Source organism: Campylobacter hominis ATCC BAA-381 (assembly GCF_000017585.1).
In the GTDB taxonomy this organism is placed as follows: Bacteria; Campylobacterota; Campylobacteria; order Campylobacterales; family Campylobacteraceae; genus Campylobacter_B; species Campylobacter_B hominis.
Genome location: NC_009714.1, coordinates 1536809 through 1558286, shown reverse-complemented (window position 1 = coordinate 1558286; position 21478 = coordinate 1536809). Strand labels below are relative to the sequence as shown.

General features: G+C 33.6%; 20 protein-coding genes. 10 read left to right on the top strand and 10 right to left on the bottom strand.

Annotation, left to right across the window (positions count from 1 at the left end; translation table 11 throughout):
* The first annotated feature begins 2 nt into the window (after window positions 1–2).
* Window positions 3–551 (top strand): DJ-1 family glyoxalase III, encoded by a 549-nt coding sequence (locus tag CHAB381_RS07625; RefSeq protein ID WP_012109461.1) that lies wholly within the window; start codon window positions 3–5, stop codon window positions 549–551.
* A 37-nt stretch (window positions 552–588) separates the two neighbouring features.
* A complete protein-coding gene (locus tag CHAB381_RS07620; RefSeq protein ID WP_012109460.1) occupies window positions 589–891 on the top strand; it encodes an antibiotic biosynthesis monooxygenase family protein in 303 nt (100 codons plus the stop codon).
* A 440-nt stretch (window positions 892–1331) separates the two neighbouring features.
* On the opposite strand, the gene CHAB381_RS07615 is transcribed toward CHAB381_RS07620, so the two are convergent.
* The 4 genes from CHAB381_RS07615 to CHAB381_RS07600 all read right to left on the bottom strand — a co-directional run bounded on the left by CHAB381_RS07615 (window position 1332) and on the right by CHAB381_RS07600 (window position 5327).
* A complete protein-coding gene (locus CHAB381_RS07615; RefSeq protein ID WP_012109459.1) occupies window positions 1332–2897 on the bottom strand; it encodes an inorganic phosphate transporter in 1566 nt (521 codons plus the stop codon).
* 18 nt (window positions 2898–2915) lie between these two features.
* Window positions 2916–3752, bottom strand: a complete 837-nt coding sequence (locus CHAB381_RS07610; protein ID WP_012109458.1) for a universal stress protein — start codon at window positions 3750–3752, stop codon at window positions 2916–2918.
* 97 nt (window positions 3753–3849) lie between these two features.
* The gene (locus CHAB381_RS07605) at window positions 3850–4605 is read right to left on the bottom strand and encodes an exodeoxyribonuclease III (RefSeq protein ID WP_012109457.1); all 756 of its coding nucleotides are present in this window, start codon (window positions 4603–4605) and stop codon (window positions 3850–3852) included.
* Between the two features lie 2 nt (window positions 4606–4607).
* Window positions 4608–5327: a plasminogen-binding N-terminal domain-containing protein gene (locus CHAB381_RS07600; protein WP_012109456.1), complete on the bottom strand. Its 720-nt coding sequence runs from the start codon at window positions 5325–5327 to the stop codon at window positions 4608–4610.
* Window positions 5328–5448: 121 nt separating this feature from the next.
* Here CHAB381_RS07600 and CHAB381_RS07595 point away from each other — a divergent pair, with 121 nt between their 5' ends.
* Genes CHAB381_RS07595 through CHAB381_RS07585 form a run of 3 tightly spaced genes read left to right on the top strand, consistent with a single transcriptional unit; the run spans window position 5449 to window position 8559 of the window.
* Window positions 5449–6609 carry a peptidoglycan DD-metalloendopeptidase family protein gene (locus tag CHAB381_RS07595; RefSeq protein WP_012109455.1) on the top strand — a complete coding sequence of 387 codons (1161 nt, stop codon included), beginning with the start codon at window positions 5449–5451 and terminating at the stop codon, window positions 6607–6609.
* 10 nt (window positions 6610–6619) lie between these two features.
* Entirely contained in the window at window positions 6620–7984 is a 1365-nt protein-coding gene (gene mgtE / locus CHAB381_RS07590; protein WP_012109454.1) for a magnesium transporter, read from the top strand.
* Window positions 7969–8559, top strand: a complete 591-nt coding sequence (locus CHAB381_RS07585) for an NUDIX domain-containing protein (protein WP_012109453.1) — start codon at window positions 7969–7971, stop codon at window positions 8557–8559. The genes mgtE and CHAB381_RS07585 overlap by 16 nt, the downstream gene beginning before the upstream one ends.
* Window positions 8560–8935: 376 nt before the next feature.
* On the opposite strand, the gene CHAB381_RS07580 is transcribed toward CHAB381_RS07585, so the two are convergent.
* Window positions 8936–10141, bottom strand: coding sequence for an NAD(P)/FAD-dependent oxidoreductase (locus CHAB381_RS07580; RefSeq protein ID WP_012109452.1), 1206 nt, complete (start codon window positions 10139–10141; stop codon window positions 8936–8938).
* Between the two features lie 81 nt (window positions 10142–10222).
* Window positions 10223–10870, bottom strand: coding sequence for a protein-disulfide oxidoreductase DsbI (dsbI, locus tag CHAB381_RS07575; protein WP_012109451.1), 648 nt, complete (start codon window positions 10868–10870; stop codon window positions 10223–10225).
* A gap of 163 nt (window positions 10871–11033) precedes the next feature.
* Here dsbI and CHAB381_RS07570 point away from each other — a divergent pair, with 163 nt between their 5' ends.
* The 5 genes from CHAB381_RS07570 to prfA all read left to right on the top strand — a co-directional run bounded on the left by CHAB381_RS07570 (window position 11034) and on the right by prfA (window position 16280).
* On the top strand, window positions 11034–11588 hold the full coding sequence (locus CHAB381_RS07570) for a TRAP transporter small permease subunit (protein ID WP_012109450.1): 555 nt from the start codon (window positions 11034–11036) through the stop codon (window positions 11586–11588).
* A gap of 1 nt (window position 11589) precedes the next feature.
* Window positions 11590–12945 carry a TRAP transporter large permease gene (locus CHAB381_RS07565; RefSeq protein WP_012109449.1) on the top strand — a complete coding sequence of 452 codons (1356 nt, stop codon included), beginning with the start codon at window positions 11590–11592 and terminating at the stop codon, window positions 12943–12945.
* Window positions 12946–12995: 50 nt separating this feature from the next.
* Window positions 12996–14825 (top strand): biotin/lipoyl-containing protein, encoded by a 1830-nt coding sequence (locus CHAB381_RS07560; protein ID WP_012109448.1) that lies wholly within the window; start codon window positions 12996–12998, stop codon window positions 14823–14825.
* Window positions 14826–14945: 120 nt separating this feature from the next.
* On the top strand, window positions 14946–15212 hold the full coding sequence (gene rpsT / locus CHAB381_RS07555; protein ID WP_012109447.1) for a 30S ribosomal protein S20: 267 nt from the start codon (window positions 14946–14948) through the stop codon (window positions 15210–15212).
* Window positions 15213–16280, top strand: coding sequence for a peptide chain release factor 1 (gene prfA, locus CHAB381_RS07550; protein ID WP_012109446.1), 1068 nt, complete (start codon window positions 15213–15215; stop codon window positions 16278–16280).
* Between the two features lie 406 nt (window positions 16281–16686).
* On the opposite strand, the gene CHAB381_RS07545 is transcribed toward prfA, so the two are convergent.
* From CHAB381_RS07545 to rnc, 4 genes are all read right to left on the bottom strand, one after another.
* The gene (locus tag CHAB381_RS07545; RefSeq protein ID WP_012109445.1) at window positions 16687–17577 is read right to left on the bottom strand and encodes a DMT family transporter; all 891 of its coding nucleotides are present in this window, start codon (window positions 17575–17577) and stop codon (window positions 16687–16689) included.
* Between the two features lie 4 nt (window positions 17578–17581).
* Window positions 17582–18862 carry a (Fe-S)-binding protein gene (locus CHAB381_RS07540; RefSeq protein WP_012109444.1) on the bottom strand — a complete coding sequence of 427 codons (1281 nt, stop codon included), beginning with the start codon at window positions 18860–18862 and terminating at the stop codon, window positions 17582–17584.
* A 293-nt stretch (window positions 18863–19155) separates the two neighbouring features.
* Complete coding sequence (locus CHAB381_RS07535; protein ID WP_012109443.1) at window positions 19156–20538, bottom strand: FAD-linked oxidase C-terminal domain-containing protein; 1383 nt, start codon at window positions 20536–20538, stop codon at window positions 19156–19158.
* Window positions 20539–20805: 267 nt separating this feature from the next.
* Complete coding sequence (gene rnc / locus CHAB381_RS07525) at window positions 20806–21477, bottom strand: ribonuclease III (RefSeq protein WP_012109441.1); 672 nt, start codon at window positions 21475–21477, stop codon at window positions 20806–20808.
* Window position 21478 lies beyond the last annotated feature (1 nt).

The following is a 21478-nucleotide window of genomic DNA, read 5'->3' as shown; positions in this document are numbered from 1 at the left end:
AGATGAAAAAAGTTGCTGTAATTTTGGCTGACGGATACGAAGAATCGGAAGCTGTAACGCTTATAGATGTATTAAGAAGAGGTGGTATAAAATCTGTAGTTGTAGGATACGACGGTATTAATGTAATCGGAGCTCATGGTATAAAAATTGTAGCCGATACTGATTTTAGCGAGTTTAAAGTTAGTGATTTCGATATGATTTTGCTTCCTGGTGGATTTAAAAATAATGAAATTTTATCAAAAAGTGAAAAATTTCATAAAATTTTACGCGAATTTGATGATAAAAAACTTAAAATCGGGGCAATTTGCGCCGCACCTTGGGTTTTAGGAAGCGCCGGAGTTTTAAAAAACAGCTATACTTGCTATCCTGGATTTGAGAAAAAAATAAATCTTGCTGGTTTTGCTGGTGATAAATCAAATGTCGTAAGAGATGAAAATGTGATGACTTCGCGTGGCCCTGCTACTGCTATGGAATTTGCTCTTGCTATTGTAAAAGATTTGGCTGGCGAAAATGTTTATAATGAGGTAAAAGCAGGGCTTTTATTTAAATAAAACACGGGTGAAATTTCACAAATTTTGGAGATTTAAAATGATAGTTGTTATGAATAAATTTAATATAAAAAATGAATTTGTAGATGAATTTATAGAGCGCTGGAAAAATAGAAACTCTTATCTTTCAAGTGTTGATGGATTTGTGGAATTTCACCTATTAAAAGCGAGTCCTGAGACTAATTATTGCGTGGTCAGTTCATTTGTAAAGTGGCAAAATTTCAAAAGTTTTGAAAATTGGACCAAATCGAATGAGTTTAAAAAAGCTCACGCAAATGCCGGTGAGACCGCTCATATGCATTTTAAAAATGCAAATCTTGAAATTTATGAAGTTGTAATTTAAAATTTTACTTTTAAATTACAAACGGCTTTTTGAAATTTTATAAGTTTTCAATCATTTCTAATTTTGCATTTTTGATTTATTTTTTAAATTTTGGTGTATAATTTACGAAAAGTGTAAAAATTTTGTTAAAATTTAATTTAGTAAATTATCCATTTTATAAATTCATTAATGAGTAATTATGATTTTTGATTTTAGTCTATTTATGATACTCATAAAACTTTCGTTTTTTTAGTTTTGTGCGACAAAAATTATTTTAAGTCAGCGCATAAATTTTATGTTTTTTGATATTTGCTTTGTAAATGTCTTATTTCAATTTATTTTGGCAGTTTTACAAATTTCCAAAAAATACCAGGTTTGCTTAATTGTAATATTTTTTCTTATATATAATATTCGTTAAACGATTATATTACACTAAATATATTTTATATACTGTAAATTGATTAAAAAATATTTCTAAAAACCAGAAGGCAAATGCTTGATATTACCGCAGCAACCGGAATTGTAATGACCCAAGCAAGTACAATCGGTTTCATTAAAGACCAGTTTGCAGCTTTATTTACAAGTCCGATTCCTAAAACCGCACCGATTAAAATATGCGTAGAACTTACAGGAATTCCAAAAACAGTAGCAAGCATAACGATACTGGCAGCCGATAATTCAGCTGAAAAACCGCTTGCCGGGTGCATTTTTGTTAAATTTGTGCCGACTGTCTGGATAACTTCTCTTCCTATAAACCAAAGTCCTGCTACAAGTGCTATTCCAAACGTTATCATTACTATTGGCGGAATTGCAGCTTCTCCGTTTACAGCGCCTGTCGCTAATGTATCAATAATTGCCGCAAACGGTCCTACCGCATTTGAAATGTCATTACTTCCATGCGAAAAAGCAAATCCGCATGCCGTAAAAACTTGAAGCCAACTGAACATTAAAAAAGTTGATTTGCTAAGATCGCTTCTACGTAAATTTTTTGCAAAAACGAACATCGCAGCCCAAACGATAGTCGCGCACATACTTATTATCAAATAATTTTGAAAAGCGCTTAAACCGAGATTTAAATTTTTAAGTCCTTTAAAAAGAAGCATACTAACAAGCACAATTGTTCCAAATGCCGCTATTATAGGAATTCCAAGCTCAAGTGCTTTGTGAGATTGAAGTTTTTCTTTTTGCATATCAAGTTCATTTATTTTTTTATAATAATCGCTGCTTAAATGTTTGTAATTTAAATTATGTTCTTGCATTTCAAGAAGATCTTTATTTAAAATTTCACTATATGCCACTTTTTGCAGATCGTTCAGTGTTTCATAAATCTTTTTATGCTCTTTTTTTAATTCTTTCTTTTTTCTTTTTATTCTATTAATTTTTATTTGCGCTATTGCATTGTAGTTTATGATGTATTTTTTGATTACGCGGTAAATCATATATGAAGTTATTCCGCCTAAAACCGGTGAAATAATCCATGACAGTACTATTTCAAAAAGTTTATTCCAGCGTAAAATCGATAACGGAGAAATTTCACTGTGTTCTAAAATAACACCGAGAGTTAAGCTTGCCCCGACAATTCCGCCAACAATTGCATGAGTTGTTGAAACTGGCATTCCTTTTTTTGTAGCTATCAATAGCCAAAGTCCTGCCGCAAGTAGTGCCGACATCATTATATATACAAAGTCGAACGGACTTACGCTCATTTTTTGAAGATCTACAATTCCGCTTCTTATAGTAGCCGTTACTTCGCCACCCGCAATTACAGCGCCGCCAACTTCAAAAATCGCAGCTATACAAAGTGCTTGTGTGATTGTAAGAGTTCCTGCGCCGACACTTGTTCCAAATGAGTTTGAAACGTCATTGCCGCCGACATTAAATGCCATAAAAATTCCTAAAATAACGGAAATTGTAAATATTATTTTATTTGCTTCACCGATATAATCAAATCCCCAAATTATAAAATATAGTGAAATTACAAGTAAAATTCCGCCAAAAAACAGATTTAAAATAGAATTTCTAGGCATAAAAAACCTTTAAAATTATTAAGCTACTACGAGTATCGGCACAAGGGCATTTGTGATAACTTCTTGCGAAACGCTTCCAACAATCAGTTTTTTTAGAAAATTTTTGCTGAATGAGCCTGTGGCAATGAGATCAAGTTTATTTGCTCGTCGAAATTTTATAATTTCCTCTCCGGCGTCAGTTCCGTTTATATAAACATATTTTGCATTTTCTTCGCCTATTATGTCTTTTGCGATTTTCAATGCTTCTTTTGATTTTTCTTCATCTTCACTTATATTTATTATATATTTTTTTGCATTTGAAAAAAGTGGTGAGTTATGAATAAATCCTGCAATTTTCACGCTTGATAATGTGCCGTCAAATGCAAGAAGCACGGATTTTATCGGCGAAAATTCTTTATTTACCAAAAGTACAGGTACTTTTAATTCTTTTATCAGCATATTGGCATTAAAATCTATATCGTCGCTTTCATCATATCTAGCAGCTGTTATAAACATATCGGCTTCATTTTTATAAGTACTTATAATATCTATAAAATCGCCTTTTTTTAATGTTTGCTCCGCTTTTAAGCCTTCCAAGTTAGCTTTTTTGACGCATTTATCAAGATATTCCTGTATTTTTTTAAGAGTTTCTTCGTTGTTTTCCTGTTCTAAATTTTGATAATTTGAAAGTATCATATCTTTTTCGCCAAGCACAATTCCGCCTGCCGCAAGTCCGTAAAAGCTATCTCCCAGCTCTTGATTTTCCATAATTGCGACAAAACTGATTTGCGATTTTAAAATTTTGGCCACATAAATGCCGTAATCTCTCACATTATCGCAAATTTGATTGTTTTTTATGCAAACGACAACTTTCATAATTTATCCTTATTTTAAATTTTTAAAATTTTAGTTAAAAATAATAAAACTTTACTTAAATTCTTAAAAATTTAAGTTTTGGATATCGAAAATATGGTTATAAATTGATTTCTATGCCGACAGGACAATGATCGCTGCCTTTTATATCGTCCAGTATGAAAGCGTTTGTTAAATTTTCACGCAGATCTTCGCTGATGAAAAAATAATCAATTCTCCAACCTGCATTTTTAGCTCTTGCGTTGAATCTGTAACTCCACCACGAATATGCGATTTTATCGCCATTTATAGCGCGAAAAGTATCGACAAAACCATGAGATAAAAGTTTGTCAATCCAAGCTCTTTCTATAGGTAAAAAGCCGCTTCTATCGCTATTTGATTTAGGATTTTTTAAATCTATTTCACGGTGAGCCGTGTTTACATCGCCGCAAATAATGATTTTGCGACCTTGTTTTTTAAGTTTATCAAGATAAATTAAAAATTTATCATAAAATTCCATCTTGAAATTAAGTCTGTTTTCATCTTTTTGACCGTTTGGAAAATATATATTAAATAGTGAAATTTCATTAAAATCGTGCTGCAAAACGCGCCCTTCGTTTTCTTGAAAAAATAAATTTTTAAAAGTAGCGCATTTTAGATTATGAAGGCTTGCTACGCCGCTATAACCTGCTTTTTCGCCAGAGTTTACATCTAAATTTTCAAAACCGAGATTATAAATTTCAGAAGGAATTTTATCTTCTGAAACTTTAATTTCCTGCAAAGCTAAAAAATCAGGTTTTTCTTGAGTAATCCAACCCAAAGCGTCATTTTTTACGCAAGCTCTAAGCCCGTTTACATTCCACGAAATCAGCTTCAAAATCACTCTTCTCCAAGCAAATAGCGATAATATTCGTCATAGTCGTTTATTTGTCCGTTTTTAAAATCCCAAATCATCGTTGAAATGCCTTCTACATGCGAATAAAACGGTAAAGTATAACTGTTGATGCCGCCAGTTTTAAATGTTTTTAAAGTTTTAAAGCTTCCGCAGTCAGCAAAAACACCTTTTCCATTTAATGCGAAAAATATAAGTCCGGCCGCATTATCGGCGCACATTTTACGAAATTCGTCTCTTCCGGGATTCGGTTTAAATTCGCTGCTAAGATAAGCCGCGTTTACATCAGGATCTACAAAGTCAATGTTTGGAAAGGCCAATTTTATCTGGTCGTAAATTTCTTTATTCGGAGTGATAAGCAAAGAGCGTGAATAAAGAAAATTAAGCACGATTTTATCACCGCTTTGCGGTAAAATTTTAGGAAGCGGAAGTGCTTTTTGGGCAAGCATTGAAAAAACTTCAAATCTTACTTTCGCGTTTGCACCGTTTTTTTCCGTTACAACAGCGCGCGCTATTATAGAACTCTCGCCGTTTAAAAATGTATGCGAAATAATACCGCTGCTTCCAATTACAATATCCGGACTGTCTGTTATAGTGCCGTATCCGTTTTCTACGCCAATAAGCGTAGTTTCGTAAGTCTTCATATTAAAATCTGCAGAAAATGCAAAAGTAAAAAAGCAGATAAAAATCAAAAGAAATTTATTCAAAACCTTTCTCCTAAGTTAAAAATTTTCGGTTATTATATGAAAATTTGGTAAATTAACAAATTTTGCAAAATATAAGGCTGTTTTTGTTAGAATACGAAAATTCAGATATAGTGGTGGTTTTATGAGAGTTTTTTTGATTTTTTTGATGATTTTTTCTTTTTCTTTCGGCTCAAATATTGAGAAATTCAGCTGGCCGGAAGGTGTCAGTTTATTAAAATTTTTTGAAGTCTCTAAAATTCCGCTTTCACTTTATTATAATCTTGAAAATGAAGATCAGGAAGTTGTCAGCGAAATAATATCCGGTTCGGATTGTTATATGTTAAAAGACGATGACGGCGAAATTTTACAAATATTAATACCTGTAAGCAATGAACTTCAAATTCAAATTTATAAAGATAAATTTAACCAATATAAATTAACCTTTACACCGATTATTTATTCGGTTTCTCACAATACTCTCAGTATTGAAGTTAATAAATCGCCGTATGTCGATATAATCGAAGCTACAGGAAATACGACGTTGGCAAACGAATTTATGATAATGTTTAAAAATGAGGTTGATTTCAAGAAATTGCAAAAAGGCGATAAAATTGTCATTATTTATGATCAAAAAACAAGGCTTGGAAGACAATTCGGAGATATTAAAATTTCGGCAGGAATGTTAGAAAGTAATGGAAAAGCTCATTATATGTATTTTTATGATGATAAATATTATAATGAAAACGGCAAACAGGTAGAAAATTTCTTGCTTATTTTGCCTATATACGGCGCTAGAATCGCGTCAAATTTTACGCCAAAAAGATATCATCCTATTTTGCACAGATACCGTGCTCATTTGGGAATTGACTATGCAGCACCTAAAGGAACGAAAATTTATGCTGCAGGTGGTGGTAAAGTAACTTTTGTAGGTAGAAGAAACGGATATGGAAATACGGTTGAAATTTCTCACGGTAGCAATATATCAACACTTTACGCGCATTTAAACGGTTTTGCAAAAGGTATAAAAAAGGGAGTAACGGTAAAACAAAAACAACTGATTGCTTATGTTGGGAATACCGGACTTGCAACAGGACCGCATTTACATTTTGGCGTTTATAGAAATAAAGTAGCCGTAAATCCAAACAGTATAGTAAAAGTCGAAAAAGAACAAATCGTAACAAAAGAGCAGGCGAAATTTAAACAACTTGTAAAAGATACAAATGAAAACATAAGGAAAATTTTAGTTTCCAACGAAAATCCAAAGAAATTAGAAAATTTTGATAATTTTGTTATGTTAAATTAAAAGGCAAAAAATGGAAACACAAGAGCTTGAAACCGCTAAAGAGCAACTTGATTCGCATATAGACGATACGCTTAAAGATGAATTAAGCTCAGTTGATCTTGCCGAACATCTAAAAACAATAAAAAAACACGATGAAACGCAGTTTGCCAAATATCTAAAAGAACTTGATCCTGAAAGCTTAGCTAACGCGGCTCTTGAAATGCCCGATCATATGCTTGAAGATGTCATTGAAATCGTACCGAAAGATAAAATTACGCAAGGTATTTCGGAACTTGAAAGCGACGATCAGGCTGAACTTTTGGATAATATAAGCGATATAGACGAAAATAAGGCTAAGGAATTTTTTGAAGAGCTTGATGAAAAAGACCGTGCGGATATTTTAAAAATCGCAAAATATGATGAAGATGAAGCGGGCGCCTATATGCAAACGGAAATTTTTTCCGCAAAAGGTTCCGAAACACTTAAAAGCGCTATTGACAGACTTAAAATTTTAAAAGAAAAAGAAGAGATAGAAAACGTTTTTCAACTTTTTATTGTCGATGAAAAAAATCATTTAAAATCGGCTATTGCATTATCCGATTTGATAATTTATGATTTTTCGCTTACTTTGAATGAAATAATTGAAAAAAGCAATTATGATTATAAACCGCATGTTGCGATTGATACGGAAAATGTAAATGATGTCATACAGGATTTTGACGAGTTTGATTTAAACGTTATGCCGGTAATTGACGCGAACGGCGTGTTACTTGGACGAATTACAAGTGATGATATACATGATCTTATTGAAGATCGGGCTACTGAACAACTTTATAATTTGGCCGGCGTTAATGATGAAGCCGAAGAAGAAGAAACTGTTGTAAAATCAGGTAAAGCACGCGCGGCGTGGCTTTTTGTAAATCTTTGTACGGCGATTATAAGTTCTATCATTATAGGTTTTTTTGACAAAACGATAGAAAGCGTTGTTGCACTTGCGATTTTGATGCCGATAGTTGCCAGTATGGGCGGAAATACAGGTACGCAAGCGCTAACCGTTACGGTTCGCCGTCTTGCGCTTGGAGAAATTGAGTTTAAAGATAAAAAGCGTGTTTTATTTCGCGAAGTTGCAATTGCACTTGTAAATGGTATGATTTTTGCAACGCTTATGGGAATTGTTGCATATTTTTGGTTTCACATTCCGCTTCTTGGTTTTGTAATAGCTGCGTCAATGATTATAAATCTTACATTGGCAGGGTTTTTCGGCACCGTGATTCCTCTTACTTTAAAAAAATTAGGAATTGATCCTGCTGTCGGCAGTTCGGTTGTTTTGACTACATTTACCGATATTATAGGATTTTTTAGTTTTTTGGGACTTGCCACATGGGTTCTTCTTTAAAAAATTTTGAAATTTTGCATCTTAGAAATGAAAAATTTGTAAAACCTTTTACTTTGCGTTTTGAAATAGATGGACAAGCGCGTTTTTGGGATTGCGTCAAGGTTTACGATAGTGTTTCCATTCTGATTTTTAATGAAGAGAGTAAAAATTTTGTGCTGGTTCGTCAGTTCCGCCCATCAGTTTGGTATTATGAAAATACTCACGAAAATAGTGATAAAAGTGGCTACACTTATGAACTTTGCGCCGGAATAATGGATAAAAATTTATCCGCAAAACAAACTGCGATTGAAGAAATTTTTGAAGAAACGGGATATAAAGTAAACGATTTGGAATTTATCACGACTTGCTATTCAGCTCTTGGTTTCGGTGCGAATAGACAGGACTTTTTCTACGCCGTAGTAAAAAATAGTGATAAAATCGCTCAGGGCGGCGGAGTTGACGGCGAAAAAATAGAAATTATAAATTTGCCTTTAAATAAAGCTGAAAATTTTGCTTTTGACGATAACTTTATAAAGGCTCCAGGTCTTGTAATGTGCTTTTTATGGTTTTTCAAAAAGCATAAAAATTTTAAATAATTAAATTTTTTCACCTCATATTTAAAATGAAAATTTTGCTTTTTTTAGAAATTTAATACGCAAAATTTCTAAAATTTCAAATCCAAATAAAGTTACGCCCAAAAAAAAACTAAATTATGATTAAAAATTGAAGATAAGCTTTAAACTAAAAAATACGGCCGAGCTTTTAAATAATAATCAATAAAATTTTAATAAATTTTATTGCCGGTAAAAATATTTGGCCGTTAAATTTTAAATAATTTTAAATTTTTTCAACTTAAAATTTTGGATTATTCAAATAGATTTTTTTGAAATTTAATTATAAATAAAATTTTATGAAAACGATAAATTTTAAAATTTAGTGTTATTTAAAAGATTTTTATTTTGCGATTTTAAATCAGTCACTGCTTCTCCAGCGAAATTGTCCTTTTTTGAAAACAGTCATTAAATTTGCGACCGATAAAATCCAGCGATTTTCTATTACATTTTTTAAAAATGCTGCAATTTCGCCGTTGATTTTGTAGCCAAAAGCCACGCCGATACCATCTGTATGACCTATCGAACAAACGGTTCCTCTGTTTTTGAAAATAAACGGCTTTATCAATTTTTCGCCTTTTAAAATTTGAATTAAACTTTCGCCGCAATATTCACCCATTTGCGAAGCAAGCTGCGCTGTCGGAGCGTGTTTTACATCGCGTGAGTTTGCTATCGCGCAATCTCCCAAAACAAATACTTCAGGATAATTCGGTATTTGTAAAAATTCATTTACTTCTACTCGGTCTTTTGTATTTGTAATGCCTGAGTTGCCGATTACCGGATTTCCTTTAACTCCGGCTGTCCAAACGGTGATATTTCCTTCTATTTTTTGCGTGCTTTTATCAGGTTTTTCGATAATCACGCCATCACTCATACATTCAATGACATTTCCTCTAATGATTTTAACGCCGATTTTTGTGAGTTTTTCAGCTGCTAAAGCGCTTAGTTTTTCATCAAACATCGGTAAAATGTGCTCTCCACGACCTATTAGATAAATTTTAACCAAATCTCTATCAAGACCTCTTATTTTGCAAAGTTCAGGAACGCGCTTTGCAAGTTCAGCTGCGAATTCTACGCCCGTAAAACCGCTTCCGCAAACGATAAAGCTTAAATTAAGAGGATTCGGTTTGAAAATATAATCTTTAAAATTGTTTTCTATATTTGTTCTTATTTGAAGCGCCTTATTTAGGGTTGAAAGTTTATGAGAGTGATAATAAACGCCTTTTATGCCGAAATCATTTACCCTAAAACCAAGCGCAATTACCAAATAATCGTAATCATACTCAAATCTTACGCCTTTTACTTTTTTGTTTTTGATATCGATTTTTTCAATTATATCTTTTGTAAATTTTATATTTTTTAGATTTAAAAGGTTGCGATAAAACATTCGCGCTTTTCTGGCGCTGTAAGTTCCAACGGCAACTTTATGAAGCAGTGTCGTTTGGTAATGATAATCGTGGCGCGATATAAGTGTAACTTCCACGTTTTTATCGTTCAGTTTTTTTTGTAATGTAATGGCACATTTTAAACCGCCGTATCCACCGCCTAAAATCAAAATTTTTTTCATTTTATTTTTCCTAAAATCGATAAAATCGGTGAATATTATACTTGAAACAAATCAAGCAGCGATAAAAAAAATTTATTAAATTTAAAATTTCATTTTTGGTTTAAATTTTGTGTAAATATAACAAATAAGCATAACACAAAGCAAAAAAATCGTAAGCGAATAAGCAAAAGTCGTGCAACTCGCCATTGAACCGAATTTTGCCGACGGCACAAGATACCAGCCATCGCTGTAAAGATTTACAAAATAGTTTTGTAAATCACTAAGTGCTGTATCGGGTGGAACTACAGGACTGTCGTAGCCACATCCTCCTGTTGCGTCAAAAAGATTCGGCATTATGCTTGATTGCGATGTGGTATTTAAATTTATAGCCGGAGAAACAGCGCAGCCGCTGATATTTGAAAGATCTATTTCTTTGTTGTTTTGAATCATTTCTTTTATGGTATTTAATTTTGTGCTGAAAATAATTCCTGCTATGGACGCGCCGATTCCTAGAATATATCCGCAAAATTTTAGAAAAATATCAGTCGGTTTTATAGCTGCGATTATTCCGCCAAGAGCGATGATCAGCATAGAAATTCGTATGAAAATACATTGTTTGCAAGGTTGCATATATAGATATTTTTGAAAAAATCCATAAGCGATAGCGACAAAAGAGAGCATAATCACAGACATCAAAATCCATATAAATCGTCTATCCTGTAACTTTGAAATTTTATATATAAAATTCATATGATTACCTTTTATTTTTTTTAAAAATTTATCTTATTTTATAATAGTTTTTATAAATTTCTTATCAAAAAATTTAAAATTTAAATTAAATTAAAAAATTCATAAAATTTAAGCTTCATTTGAGTAAACTTTTAAGCTCAAAACCAATAAAAAGGACGGAATTTTGAAAAGAGCTGAAAAATTTTTTGCAGTTTTTGCAAAAATTTTAGGAATTTTAAGCATAACTTTTCTTTTTTTGCTTGTCTGTTTTGTGCTTTTTAATGTTTGCGCCAGATATTTTTTTCATTACGGAAATGTCGCATTACAAGAATTGGAATGGCATTTTTTCGCTTGTATGTTTTTATTTGGGATGAGTTATACTTTACAACAGGATGCGCACGTTAGAGTTGACGTGATATATGATTCTTTAAGTCCTCGTAAAAAAGCTTATATAAATATTTTCGGTGTGATTTTTTTCTTACTTCCTTTTGCGCTTTTGATTGTTTGTGTTTCGCCGGATTTTGTTATAGAAGCTTACGAGAGCGGCGAAACAAGCGCTGATCCAGGAGGTTTGGCATATCGCTGGATTATAAAATCCACAATTCCGATCTGCTTTGGGTTTTTAATAATTTCCGCAATAGGTTTTATTGTGCAAAATATAAATGCGTTAATTCAAATCAAAAAAACAGGCTTTGCAGAGTTTTTTGTAAATTCACAAAATAGCGCGAAAGGCGTATAAAATGGTAGGAATTGTAATGTTTTTAGCGGCGCTTTTTATGCTTATTATAGGATTTCCGGTCGCTTTTACATTCGGTGCTATTGCCGTATTTTTCGGTGCTATATATGCTTTTGTGCAAGCTTTTGAAGATAATAGTACAGAAATTTTTGCAGACGCCTTTTCGAATATGATAGATCTTTTTTCATTTATGCCGTATAGAATTTTTAATATTATGGAAAATAAAATTTTAATTTCCGTTCCGCTTTTTATTTTGATGGGAATGATTTTGCAAAAAACCCGTTTGGCGGAAAGACTTCTTGAATCAATGGCGTTTTTATTTGGTGGTATTCGCGGCGGAGTTGCTATCAGCACCGTTTTAGTCGGCGCACTTCTTGCGGCTACTACAGGAATTGTAGGAGCAAGTGTCATTGCAATGGGCGCTATAAGTCTTCCGGTAATGATAAAATATCATTATAATAAACCTCTTGGTTGCGGCACAATCGCAGCTTCAGGAACCTTGGGACAAATTATTCCGCCGTCAATTGTTTTGATTATTTTGGGTGATGTTTTTGGCGTGCCTGTTGGTGATCTTTTTAAAGCGGCTATCGTGCCGGGACTTACTTTGGTACTTTTTTACGTAGTTTTTATCGCTATAGTCGCATTTGTAAAAAAAGATTATGCGCCATGCGTTAAATTTGATACGACGGACAGCAAAGCGCACCAAATTTTTAATGCTTTAAAAAATGTAATTCCGGTTTTGGTTTTAATTTTGCTTGTTTTAGGCTCAATTTTTACAGGATTTGCTACGCCTACCGAAAGTTCTGCTGTAGGGTGTCTTGGTGCTGTTATTCTTGCTTTATTGTTTCGCACGTTTTCATGGAAACTTATTTATAAATCTTTACAGGAAAGTGTTAAAATTTCGTCGATGGTTTTTGCGATTTTAATCGGAGCCACCGCTTTTTCAATGATATTCAGTTATACCGGAGCAGACACGATTGTAGAAGATTTTATGATGAGTTTACCTGGACAAAAATGGGGTTTTATAGCTCTTACTATGGTATCTATTTTAATTTTAGGTTTTTTTATTGATTATGTTGAAATTTCATATATAATTTTACCTATTTTAATTCCAATATCTCAAAATTTAGGTATAGATCCAGTTTGGTTTGCTATACTGATTGCTGTAAATTTACAAACATCATTTATGACGCCGCCGTTTGGATTTTCTTTATTTTTCTTAAAAGGCGTTACCCCGCCGAGTGTGCGAACAATTGATATTTACAAAGGTGTTTTACCGTTTATAATTTTACAGATTTTGGTTTTATTATTGCTTGCGGTTTATCCGGAAATTTTCGGAATGAGTGCTTTTTTAAGCTAAAAATAAATATACAAAGATTAAAATTTTAAAAATTTTTCGAAGGGGCTAATATGGCAAAGAAATTTATTGACGTTATGGATACCACTTTTAGAGACGGTTTCCAATCCGTTTTTGGTGCAAGAGTGCTGATGAACGATTTTCTACCCGCGGTGAGCGCCGCAAAAGAAGCAGGAATTACTCACTTTGAGTTTGGTGGCGGAGCCAGATTTCAAAGTCTTTATTTTTATACAAATGAAGATGCGTTTGAGATGATGGATAAATTCCGCGAAGTAGCCGGAAAAGATGCAAATCTGCAAACTTTAAGTAGAGGCGTAAATACAGTTACGCTTGATACAGGAAGTCGCGAAATGATAGATTTGCACGCAAAACTTTTTAAAAAGCACAATACGAATACGATTAGAAATTTTGATGCATTAAATGATGTCGAAAACTTAAAATATAGCGGCGAGCGCATAAAAGCACACGGTTTAAATCACGAAATCGTAATAACTATGATGGATTTGCCGCCAAAATGCTTTGGAGCACATGATCCTGCATTTTATGAAAAGGTTTTGCGTGAAATTTTAGATAGTAAAATTCCTTTTGATAGCGTTTGTTTTAAAGACGCAAGCGGTACATCAAGCCCCGAAAAAGTTTATCAAACAATAAAAATGGCACGCAAGTTGTTGCCTGAAAACACACATATCAGACTTCATACGCACGAAACTGCAGGAGTTAGCGTAGCTTGTTATTTGGCAGCGCTTGAAGCAGGAGCTGACGGTATAGATCTCGCAGCTCATCCTGTAAGCGGCGGAACAAGTCAACCGGATATTTTGACGCTTCTTCATGCCGTAAAAGGCAAAAATTATGATCTCGGCGGACTTGACGTAGAAAAAATTTTAAAATATGAAGAAGTTTTATATGACTGTCTGAAAGATTATTTTATGCCGCCTGAAGCTACAATGGTAAGCCCTGTAATACCATTTTCGCCGATGCCTGGCGGTGCGCTTACCGCAAACACTCAAATGATGAGAGATAACAATATTTTAGATAAATTCCCGCAAGTCATCAAAGCTATGCGCGAAGTCGTAGAAAAAGGCGGTTTTGGCACGAGTGTAACACCTGTAAGTCAATTCTATTTTCAACAAGCTTTTAATAACGTAATGTTTGGAGATTGGAAAAAGATAGCTGATGGATACGGTAAAATGGTGCTTGGATATTTCGGCAGAACTCCTGTAAAACCTGACAGCGAAATAGTAAAAATGGCTGAAAAGCAACTAGGTCTTGCTCCTACAAAAGAGCATGCAATCGATATCGCTGATAAAGATGAGAAAAAATCCATCAAATATGCCGCAGAAGTGCTAAAACGTGAAAACATAGAGCCGAATGAAGAAAATATTTTTATAGCTTTAGCGTGTAAAGAAAAAGGAATCGCATTTTTAAAAGGCGAAGGCAAAGTTATGGTTCGCAAAAAAGCTGATATGCCAAAAGCAGCATCTAAAAATAATGCTAAAAAATGCGATGAGGTAAAAACTTACAGCGTTTTAGTTAATGGAAACAGCTATAATGTCCAAGTTGCGGAAGGCGAGAGCAAATTTGCAGGTGTAAAAAGCGTAGCGCAAACTCCATCACAATCAAAACCGGCAGAAGCTCCAAAAGCTGAAAATAAAACCGTTTCAAGCGGTGATTCAAACGAAGTATTGGCAACTTTGCCAAGCAATGTATTTAAAATTTTAGTAAAAGTAGGCGATAAAGTTTCAAAAGGTCAAAATGTCGTAATTTTGGAAGCTATGAAAATGGAAATAAATATAGAATCTCCAAAAGACGGAGTCATTAAAGAAATTTTAGTAAATCAGGGAGATACTGTAGATAGCAATCAAGTGCTTGCTATCGTTGAATAAAATAAAAGGCGGAAATTTTAAAATTTCCGCTTTCTTAATATAAAATTATACTTAAATTAAGCCGCAATTAAATAAAATTTTCATATAATGCAAGGTTTAAATTTTTAAAAAAGGATTACTATGGCAAACCATAAATCTGCTGAAAAAAGAGCAAGACAAACTATAAAAAGAACAGAAAGAAACCGTTTTTATCGCACCCGTCTTAAAAATATGACACGCGCGGTAAAAGAAGCTGTAGAAGCTAAAGATGTTGATGCTGCAAAAGCGGCTTTAAAAGTTGTAAATCAAAATTTCCATAGCTTTGTAAGCAAAGGCTTTTTGAAAAAAGAAACAGCAAGCCGTCATGTTAGCAGACTTGCAAAATTAGTAAACAGTCTGGTTGCATAATTGTTAGCCGATCGCCTTAAGCCGTTTTTGAAAAGATACGACGAAATTTCAGAAAGTCTTAGCGACCCTAAAATTTTGAGCGATATCTCTTTAGTAACCAAACTTTCTAAAGAACAACGCAGTATTGAACCTGTAAGAAATGCTACATTACAGTATTTGGAAGTTTTAAAAAACATTGAAGACAACAAAAGTTTGATAAATGATACCGAACTTGGCGATTTGGCAAAAGAAGAACTTAAAAATTTAGAAATTTCACAAAACAAACTTGAAGAAGAGATAAAAATTCTACTTATTCCAAAAGATCCTAACGACGAAAAAAATATTTTTCTTGAAATTCGTGCAGGAACAGGTGGCGATGAAGCTGCGCTTTTCGCCGGAGATTTACTGGACGCTTATTTGCGCTATGCCGAACTTCGCGGATATAAAACGGAAATTGTAAGTCAAAGTGAAGGAAGCGCAGGCGGTTTTAAAGAAGTTATTTTACTTGTAAAAGGTGATGGAGCTTATTCGCGTTTGAAATTTGAAGGCGGAACGCATAGAGTTCAAAGAGTGCCTGAAACCGAAAGTCAAGGTCGCGTGCATACATCTGCTATAACAGTAGCCATAATGCCTGAAATTGAAGATAGTGAAATTCAAATAAATGAAAATGATTTACGAATAGATGTAATGCGTGCTTCAGGACATGGCGGACAATGCGTAAATACAACCGATAGCGCCGTCAGAATAACTCACATACCGACAGGACTTGTAGTTACAAATCAAGACGGAAAAAGCCAACACAAAAATAAAGAAGCCGCTATGAAAGTGCTAAAAGCAAGACTTTATGATTTACAGGAAAAAGAGCGAAAAGCAAAAGAGCAAAGCGAACGAAAAGATCAAGTAGGTACAGGCGATAGAAGCGGGCGAATACGCACGTATAATTATCCGCAAAACCGTATAACGGATCATAGAATAAATCTTACACTGTATCGTCTTGACGCGATTATGGCGGGCGGGCTTTTTGATGAAATTATAGATCCGCTTATCGCGCATGCTCAAGCCGAAGCAATCAATAAAAGTGAAATTTAATAAAATTAAAACATATTTTAATTTTGCAATACTTTTTATAGAAAACCAAAAATTTACATTTTTCAGTTGTTGTATTTTAGAATAAACTTTTGCAAATTTACTATTTAAATTTTACAAGAAACAATAAAAATATTGAAATTTAAGGGCGGTAATTTATCATCAGGTTAAAAATTTATATAAAAAAATTAAAAGTTTTGCTCATAATAAATAAAATTTAAAACTTTTTTGCCATTGCAGGTAAACATTACATCTTTAATAGCATTAATTTATATAAAATTGATTTATTAAAAAATCGCTTTAGTATAAAATAATTTTAAAATTTATTAAATTTTTTGTTTTTATAAATATTTCAAAAAGCACAAAAATATTAAATAAACGCTTCTAATACCATAAATTGTATTTATAGTTATTTTTTGCTCAGTAAAACTGCACACAAAATGATTAAAGTAAAACCCAGATAATCGAAAAATACAAATTTGCTTCCAAGCCAAAAATGTCCGAAAAGTGCCGCCATAAGAGGTTCAATTGAGGCTACCAGGCTTGCTCTTTTCGGTCCTATAAAGTTAACTGCAATCATATATAATGAAAAACCGCAAATTGTACCCAAAAATACAATTGCACAAATAACTAAAAATGCGGAAAAATCAATACTTGGTAAAATTTCGCCGCCAAAAATCGCATAAAAAATCCAAAAAACTCCGCCGCTCATAATAAGTCCAAGCGCTAAAACAGCATTTGTGCCGTATTTTTGACTGATTTTAATTGGAGCTATGCTGTAAATTACAACGCAAAGTGCTGATAATAATCCGATTATAAGAGCCTCTTTTGAAATTACTAAATTTTGAAAATTTCCATGAGTTGCAAAGAAAAAAATGCCAGAAGTTGCAAAAACAAGTGCGATAAATTCTCTAAAAGTGGGAAAATTCCGCTCTTTTATACAGACAAATATCATAATCATAGCAGGCGCCGTATATTGCAAAGTCGTAGCTATGGCGGCATTTGAGTATGATATTGTAAAATAATATGTAAGTTGGCAAAGCGCAAGTCCGAAAACAGCATAAAGCCCTAAGTCAAAAAGTGCCGATCGGTCGCTAAAAATCGCGAAAACTTTAAATTTAGATTTTGTAAAAACAATGGTAAAAAGTATTAAACCGCTCGCTAAAAGTCGCACTGAAGTTAGCCAAAACGGATCGAAATGTTTATTGGTAAATAAATATTCACCGCAAACACCGGAAAATCCCCAGATAATGCCGCTTATAAATGCTAAAAATACGCCTGCCAGATAAGAATTTTTCACACAATTACTCTTTTAACGCCATTGCGATAAGTTCGATAGGATTTTTAAATTTCGTATCATCCTTTATGCCGTTTACCGCGTCCGTGATTTGCATTCTACAAGCACTGCATTCGGCACTTACGAAAGTCGCATCCGCTTCTTTTATCATTTGAGCTTTTATAAGTCCTGACTGTTTAGCAAATTTATAATTTTCGCTTTGCATTGTAACGCCGCCAAAACCGCAGCAATGATTGCTATCTTTCATCTCTTTGATAGTAAAATTTTGAGCTATCAGATGGCGTGGTTCTTTAAAGATTCCAAGCATTTTACGCGCGTGACATGGATCATGATATGTTACGCTGAAATTTTGAGTTTTTTTGGTAGCCAGAATTTCGGCTAAATTTGTCTTTTTATCGAGATATTCAGTAGCTAAAAATATGAAATTCGAGAGTTTTTCGGCTCTTTCTTTCCATTTTTTATCATTCCAAAAAAACTTCGCATAATCATGTTTTATCATCGCGCAACAAGTTGCTTCAGGCACGATTACGGCATCCAGTTTGCCAACGAAGCTCTCTAAATATTCAATATTAAATTTTGCCAAATATTCGACACTTTTAAAATCTCCGGTGAAATATTGCGGTGCGCCGCAGCATTTTTGTTTTTTGATGAGATATGCATCTATTTTAAGGGCTTTTAAAACTTTAAGCAAACTTTTGCCGATATCCGTATAAAAATAGTTTGCAAAACAGCCGATAAAAATTCCGACTTTGCCGGCACCACCGTTTTCAATCACGTCTTCATAAGAGGCTAAAAAACTTTTTTTTGCTAGGCTCGGAAGCACTCTATCCATTTTTACAAGCGGAATTTTTCTCATTTTCATTGAACTTTGCTCTTTTAAAATTTTAAATCCGCAGCTTTGAAAAACATATCCGAAACGCGCTACGATATCTAAAATTTTGCGGTTTCTTAAAAAGAAAAAGACTATTTTTTTATACCACGCAATGCCGTGAGTTTTCCTTATTTCGTTTCTGCTTTGTTCGATTGCGAAATCGACAGGGAGCGAGTTTGGACAGACTTGCACGCAGTTTGTGCATAAAAAGCACTTTTGCAAAATATCTTTCAGATTTTTATCAAGCGCCAAATCACCATTCTGATAAGCTCCTAAAAGGTCCAAAAATCCGCGCGGTGAGGTTACTTCATCGCGATTGATTTCGTGTATTGTGCATACTTGTATGCATTTTCCGCATTTAACGCATTTATCGCTGATATCTTTAAAATTAAATTTTGCTTCGTTTTTTTTTGACATATTAACTCCATCTATAACTCTTTAAAATCTATACTTTGGTTCTATTTTTTCACTTAATTTTTAAGGCTGCAGTTTAAAAATTTCTTTTCTTAAAATACTTGTGCGAAAAATTTAAAACTGCGAAATTTCATAAATTTCATACAAAAGTTCAGTAGAAATTTTAAAATTTACAATTTCAGTTATAAAAATTTTCACTTTTTCAGCCTTAAAAATTCAGTACCTTTTTTCAATTAAAAGTTTTTAAACAATAAATAACCTTGAAATTCTCATCTCATCGCACCGATTAAAATATTTTAAAGTCCCATTTTTCCGGGATTTAAAATATTATTAGGATCAAAAGCTTTTTTGACGGTGCGAAATAAATTCATCTCGGCTTCACTAAAAGCCAAGTGCATAAAAGGCGCTTTGCTTAATCCTATGCCGTGTTCTCCACTCAAAGTTCCACCTAAATCAACGGCGATTTTAAATATTTTTTCGATTGCCTTTTGCCCGTTTTCAAGTTGCGCTTTATCGTTTCCGTCTTCCACCATAACGTTTGTATGCACATTTCCATCGCCGGTATGTCCGAAACAAGGTACTTTTAACGCGTGCTCTTGCGCCACTTCGCCTATTTTTTTCAAAAGTTCCGGTAGCTTTGAGCGCGGAACGGTGATGTCTTCGTTCAGTTTTTTATTTCCGTAAATTGTGATTGCCTGACTTACATTTCTTCTTGCGAACCAGATGTCATCACTTTCCTGTTTATCTTTGGCGCGCTTAAAATTTGTGCATCCGTTTTCTTTAAAAGCCGCTTCTATTAAATCAAGTTGGCGTGATAAATCATCTTTTGAGTTTCCATCTACTTCGGTTATCAAAATCGCTCCAGCATCAACGGATAAACCTTTGTGAAATTTTTCTTCAACGGCGCGAATGCTAAGATTATCCAAAAATTCCATTGCTACAGGCACTACGCCACCCGCCATTGTTTTATAAACGGCATTCATCGCTTCATCTACGGAATCAAAAATTCCCATTGCGGTTTCACTCATTTTCGGTTTTGCTATAAGTTTTAAGGTGATTTCAGTAATAACTGCCAAAGTGCCTTCACTGGCGATTAAAATTCCTGCGGTATTGTATCCTGCGACATCTTTTATCGTGCGCTTTCCGGCTCTTATTATCTCTCCATTTGGCAAAACGGCGCGAAGCGCCATTACATAATCTTTTGTTATGCCGTATTTTGCGGCTCTCATTCCGCCCGCATTTTCGCTTACATTACCACCGATCGTGCAATAATCTTGACTTGCAGGATCAGGCGGGTAGAAAAGTCCTTTTGCTTCGGCCGCTTTTTGCAAATCTTTATTTATAACGCCAGGTTGTACGACAGCGACTAAATTTTGCATATCGATTTCTAAAATTTTATTCATATGTTTTTCAAAGGCTAGAATTATACCGCCGTTTGCCGGCAAACTTCCGCCTGTAAAGCCGCTACCTGCGCCTCTTGGCACAACTGCAATTTTATTTTCATTGCAGTATTTTAAAATTTTGCTTACATCTTCTTCATTTCGTGGAAATATGACGGCGTCCGGTTTGAAGCGATTTTTTGTCGCGTCGTAGCAGTATGCCGTTAAATGCGCGTCATCATCGTAAACATTATCCGCGCCAACCGAGTTTTTTAAAAAATTTATATGTTTAGCGTTCATTTTTTAATCTCCTTATTTAATTTATCAAATTTTTGTCTATTTTTGTCGCATGCAAAATTTTAACATTTTTATTCAATTTAACGAAATTTATCGCTATTTTAGCATTATTATATTTGATTTTCCCATATATTTTTATATTCGGCACCGATTTTTTATATTTTAAAATGTTTTTGTAACTGAATTTTATATGAAAAAAAATTTCTTTAAATTTTATCGGAATTCGTTTTTTAACAAATTCGCATAAGCTATATAAAATTTTATAAAATATCATTTTATATTTTCCGTGATAGCGATTTCAATCGCGATTTTAGCGGCTTTTTGTTCAGCTTCTTTTTTGCTTTTTCCTTTTGCGGCGGCGATTTTTTTGTCATCAAAAAAAACAGCCATTTCAAACTCTTTTTTATGATCCGGTCCTGTCGCACTTAAAAGCTTATAAGTAGGCGTCAAAGCAAAATTTGCCTGCGTGATTTCTTGAAGTTCGGTTTTAAAATCTTTATATAAAGATTTATCGATTTGTGGAAAAATTTCCTCTAAAATTTTAATGGAAAGGCTTTTACAAACTTCCAGCCCGCTTTCCAGATAAATTGCTCCAAAAATCGCTTCAAACGCATCTGAAAGAATGGAATCTTTTTTTCTGCCACCGTTGTGCTCTTCACCAAGTGATAAAAACAAATTTTCGCCGATTTTCAGTTTTCTTGCAAATTTCGCAAAGCTTTTTTCATTTACAAGAGCTGCTCTAAGCTTGCTTAAATCGCCTTCTTGCGTGTGACGAAACTTTTCGTAAAGATATTCAGCAACTATCAAATCCATAACTGCATCTCCCAAAAATTCCAGTCGCTCGTTATTTTGAGCGCCTTTGAAACTTTTATGCGTCAGAGCAAGTTTTAGATGATTTTCATTTTTAAATTTATATCCTAAAATTTTTTCTATTTCATGCATA